The 4,384-nt window shown below is 73.8% G+C and carries 3 protein-coding genes and 1 pseudogene; 2 read left to right on the top strand and 2 right to left on the bottom strand.

Features of this window, described 5'->3' with window-relative positions:
* Together QH283_RS06830 and QH283_RS06825 are read left to right on the top strand one after the other, a co-directional pair.
* Positions 1 to 984 (top strand): nucleoside hydrolase (locus tag QH283_RS06830; protein ID WP_280502168.1); only part of this gene is annotated, 984 nt, incomplete at its 5' end.
* A complete protein-coding gene (locus QH283_RS06825) occupies positions 981 to 1,904 on the top strand; it encodes an amidohydrolase family protein (protein ID WP_280502167.1) in 924 nt (307 codons plus the stop codon). The genes QH283_RS06830 and QH283_RS06825, both read left to right, overlap by 4 nt.
* 67 nt (positions 1,905 to 1,971) lie before the next feature.
* Here the strand turns inward: QH283_RS06825 and recD are convergent, their stop codons facing one another.
* Together recD and QH283_RS06815 are read right to left on the bottom strand one after the other, a co-directional pair.
* Complete coding sequence (gene recD / locus QH283_RS06820) at positions 1,972 to 3,909, bottom strand: exodeoxyribonuclease V subunit alpha (RefSeq protein ID WP_280502166.1); 1,938 nt, start codon at positions 3,907 to 3,909, stop codon at positions 1,972 to 1,974.
* Positions 3,906 to 4,384: pseudogene (locus QH283_RS06815) on the bottom strand (PD-(D/E)XK nuclease family protein); the annotation flags it as partial. The gene recD and the pseudogene QH283_RS06815, both read right to left, overlap by 4 nt.

Here is a 4,384-nt window from a genome sequence, read left to right as displayed (position 1 = left end):
TGGCCCGCCAGCGCGCCGCGGGGGGGCACGGTGGGCGCCGCGCCGGGCGCGGCAAACAAGCGGGCGGGGCCCGCCGGGCCCCCCCCCCCGCACATCGCGGGGGCGCGCGGCGCCGCGCGGCCGCTGGCGATCGAGTTGCGCACCACCGAGGACACCCACGGGCCGCGGGGCGTCGGGCACGCGCGGCTGCCGGTGTCGCGGCGTTCGCTGTCCCCGCGTTCGGCGGCGCGGATGTGGGTGGAGACGGTCCGCGCGCATCCCGGTGAGATCGTCGGCCTGTGCACCGGGCCGTTGACCAATCTGGCGCTGGCGTTGCGGCTGGAGCCGCGGCTGCCGCGGCTGCTGCGCAGGCTGGTGGTGATGGGCGGGGCGTTCAACCACCCGGGCAACACGACACCGACCAACGAGTGGAACGTGCACGTCGACCCGGAGGCGGCCAAGGAGGTCTTCGATGCCTTCTCCGCCGCTCCGGCCGACCGCAGGCCGCTGATCTGCGCGCTGGACATCACCGAGACCATCGAGATGCGTCCACACCACCTGCGCGCGCTGGCCGAGCGGGCGGGCACCGTGCCCGCCGAGGAGCCCTCGCCCGCCGATCCGCCCGGCCTGCCCTCGGCGGCGGGCAATCCGATCATCCGGCACCTGACCGACGCCGTCCGCTTCTACTTCGAGTTCCACCAGGCCTACGACCAGGGCTATCTCGCCCACATGCACGACCCGTTCGCCGCGGCCGTCGCGCTGGACCCGGCCATGGCCACCGTCCGGCCCGCGACGGTGGACGTGGAGCTGGCCGGGACGCTGACCAGGGCAACCACGGTGGCCGACTGGGCGGGCATGTGGGGCAGGCCGCCCAACGCCGACATCGTGGTCGGCACCGACCCCGAGGCGTTCTTCGCGCGGTTGATCGCCCGGGTGGGGGATTTCGCGGCGGCGCTGTACCCGCCCGCCCGCGGCGCGGCTCCCCCGAGGACGGAGGTCTCATGAGCGGTCGTCATCACCACGGCGAGTACTCGGCGGTGAACGACTACGCCGACGATGTGGCCTACCTGGCCGGGCTCAGGGAACGGCTGGCGCTGCCCGGCATCGTCGACGTGCACACCCATTTCATGCCGGAGTCGGTGATGAACAAGGTGTGGGCCTACTTCGACTCGGCGGGCCCGCTGGTGGGAAGGCCGTGGCCGATCACCTACCGCGACGAGGAGCAGGTACGGCTGAAGACGCTGCGCGCCTTCGGCGTTCGCGCGTTCACCGCGCTGGTGTACCCACACAAGCCGGACATGGCGGCCTGGCTCAACGGCTGGACCGCGGAGTTCGCCGCCGCCACCCCGGACTGTCTGCACACCGCCACCTTCTATCCCGAACCGACGGCCGCCGACTACGTCGCCACCGCGATCGAGCGCGGGGCGCGGGTGTTCAAGGTGCACATCCAGGTCGGCGACTTCGCCCCGAACGATCCGCTGCTCACCCCGGTGTGGGGGCTGATCGCCGAGGCGGGCGTGCCGGTGGTGATCCACTGCGGCTCCGGTCCCGCTCCCGGCCGGTTCACCGGTCCCGAGCCGATCGCCGAACTGCTCGGCCGCTTCCCCGGGCTGCGGCTGATCGTCGCGCACATGGGCACCCCGGAGTACAGCGAGTTCCTCGACCTGGCCGAGCGCCATCCGACGGTGTCGCTGGACACCACGATGGCGTGGACCGACTTCTGCGAGCAGGACGCGCCCTACCCGCGCGCCGAATACGGCCGGCTGCGGGCGCTGTCGGATCGCATCCTGTTCGGCAGCGACTTCCCCAACATCCCGTACTCCTACACGCACGCGGTGCGGGCCGTGGAGCGGCTCGACCTCGGCGCGGACTGGCAGCGGAAGGTGTTCTGGGAGAACGGCGCCAGGATGTTCGGCCTGGTCTGACGCCCCGCGCGGGCAGCACGGCGGCGAGGACGCGGCGCCTGTCGCGACGAACCAGGGCGGGGCCCGTTCAGGTGGGAGCCTGCGCGCGCCTGGCCAGACCGCTGGCGCGCAACACCCGCCGCCCCACCGCGGCGCGGATGGCCTCCTCGGTGCCGATGATCCGCACGTGCCCGCGGGCGCGGGTGATGGCGGTGTAGAGCAGTTCCCTGGTGAGCAGGGTGGATTCGGGTTCGGGCAGCACGATGGAGACGGTGTCGTACTGACTGCCCTGACTGCGGTGGATGGTCATGGCGAACACCGTGCTCACGGCCGGGAACTGGGTTGGGTGCACCAGATAGGGTTCGCTGCCGCGCAGCAGGGCCGCGCGCAGCGAGCCGTCGGGCATGCCGACGATGACGCCGGTGTCGCCGTTGTAGATGCGCGCCTCGTGGTCGTTGGCGGTGACCAGCAGCGGCTGGCCGGGATACCAGGGCGAGTTCGCGCCGTCCGGCCCAGCGCCCGCGGCGGCGGCCCACTCCCCCGCCATCCGGTCCCAGCGCTCCACGCCGAACGGGCCCCGGCGGTGCGCGCACAGCAGCCGGTGCGATTCCAGCGCGTCCAGGGCGGCCGCGGCATCGCCCGCGCGGGCGGCTTCGGAGACGGTGCGGGCGGCGCGCGTCACGTCGGCGCGCACCGCCTCGATCTCCTCCGGCCCGCACAGCGACAAGTCCTCGCCACCCGCGCGCAGCAGGTCGAGGGCGCGGTCGGCGTCGCCTGCCCGGACCGCGACGGCCAGTTCGGCGATGTGACCGCCGAAGCGCCTGCCCCTGGTCAGGCGCACGATGCCGCCGCGCATCCTGGCGCGCTCCAGCGCGGTGAGCCCTTCGGGATGGGCGGCGGCATCCGGGAGCGGGGCGCCGAGGATCTCGTCGAGCAGCGGGTTGGGCGCGCCCGTGACGGGTCCGGCGACCAGGTCGGCCAGCACCGCGCCCGCGTCGACCGAGGCAAGTTGGTCGGGATCGCCGACGAGGACGAGCCGGGTGTCCGGCCGCAGCGCCGAGAGCAGGCTGCTCATCATGGTCAGCGACACCATCGAGGTCTCGTCGACCACGACCACGTCGTAGGGCAGGCGGTTGAACTCGTTGTGCCGGAAGCGGTTCCCTCGACCGCGCTGCCAGCCGAGCAGCCGGTGCACGGTGGCGGCGGTCAGCTCGGGCAGACCGAGCGCGCCCGCCTGTTCGCGTACCGCCTCCTGGAGCCGGGCGGCGGCCTTACCGGTGGGGGCGGCCAGGGCGATGCGCAGCGGCGCGGCCTTCGGGTCGGCCCGGCGCAGCCCCTCCAGCAGGGCCAGCACCCTGGCGATGGTGTGGGTCTTCCCTGTGCCGGGGCCGCCCGCGATCACGGTGGTCCAGTGGGTGGCGGCCAGGGCCGCGGCCAGGCGCTGGCGGTCCGGCGCGGCTGTGCCGCCGGTCGGCTCAGCGGCGCGATCACCGGCAGAACCTGCGCTGAAGAGGCGGTCGAGTTCGCGGCGGGCCACTTCGGCGTCCACGGCCGGATGGCCGGCGGCGCGTTCGGTGAGCACCCGGCGGATGGTCTGTTCCTGCCGGTGGTAGCGGTCCAGGTAGAGCAGTGGGCCGCCGTCCTCGCCCGCGGCGGGCGGCACCAGCCGCAGCGGGCACAGCGGTCCGGCCGGGCCGCCGCACACCAGCGGACTCACCCGCAGCGCCGCGATCACCGCGTCGATATCGGGCCAGGGCAGCGTGGCCGGGTCGACGCCCTGGCCGGCGTCCCAGTCCTCGTCGGCGTCCACGCCGATCTCGCGCATGCGTTCCAGTTCCAGGCACACCGAGCCGGAACGCACCGCGCGCACGGCCAGCGCGGCGGCGAACAACACCAGCTCGGAGTCCTCCCGCCCGAGCCTGCCGAGCCGGACCGCCACGTGCACGTCGGCGGCCGACAGCACGCCCGCCTCGTTGAACACGCGCAGCAGGCCGGTGCCACGCTGGGCCACCTGGATCGCGGTCATCGCCCCTCCTCCCCAGCGGGTTCGTCCGAGCCCGCGAGCAGATCCGACAGGGCGACGACGAGTCCGGCGGGCGGGTGCCAGTCGAACACGCCGTGGCCGGGCGGGGTGCCGGGGCCGATCATGCCGCGCACGAAGTGGTATTGGCAGCCGCCGAGATGGCGGGCCGGGTCGTAGCCGGGCAGCCGCCAGCGCAGATAGCGGTGCAGGGCGACCGAATACAGCAGCGCCTGCAACGGGTAGTGCGAACGCAGCATCTCGGCGGCCATGCGCGGGCGGGTGTAGTGGTCGACGGTCAGGCGGTCGACGCCGAGGCGGTTGGTCTTGTAGTCGACGATGACGAAGCGCGGGCCGTCGGGGCCGGTGACGCGCAGGACGGCGTCGATGCTGCCGGTGAGGTAGCCGCGCAGGGCGCGGTCATCCAGGTCGGCGAGCAGGTCGGCGTAGCCGGACAGGTCGTCGTCGGCGGGTAGATGGG

The organism is Nocardia farcinica (assembly GCF_029867845.1).
GTDB classification, from domain to species: domain Bacteria; phylum Actinomycetota; class Actinomycetes; order Mycobacteriales; family Mycobacteriaceae; genus Nocardia; species Nocardia farcinica_A.
Note: the sequence above shows the minus strand (reverse complement) of the source record. Positions and strands in the feature narration are given on the sequence as shown.

What these genes read in the sequence shown, in the direction of transcription:
- recD (WP_280502166.1), bottom strand. Translation starts at nt 3,909, where the DNA reads ATGACCGCGATCCAGGTGGCCCAGCGTGGCACCGGCCTGCTGCGCGTG.
- QH283_RS06825 (WP_280502167.1), top strand. Translation starts at nt 981, where the DNA reads ATGAGCGGTCGTCATCACCACGGCGAGTACTCGGCGGTGAACGACTAC.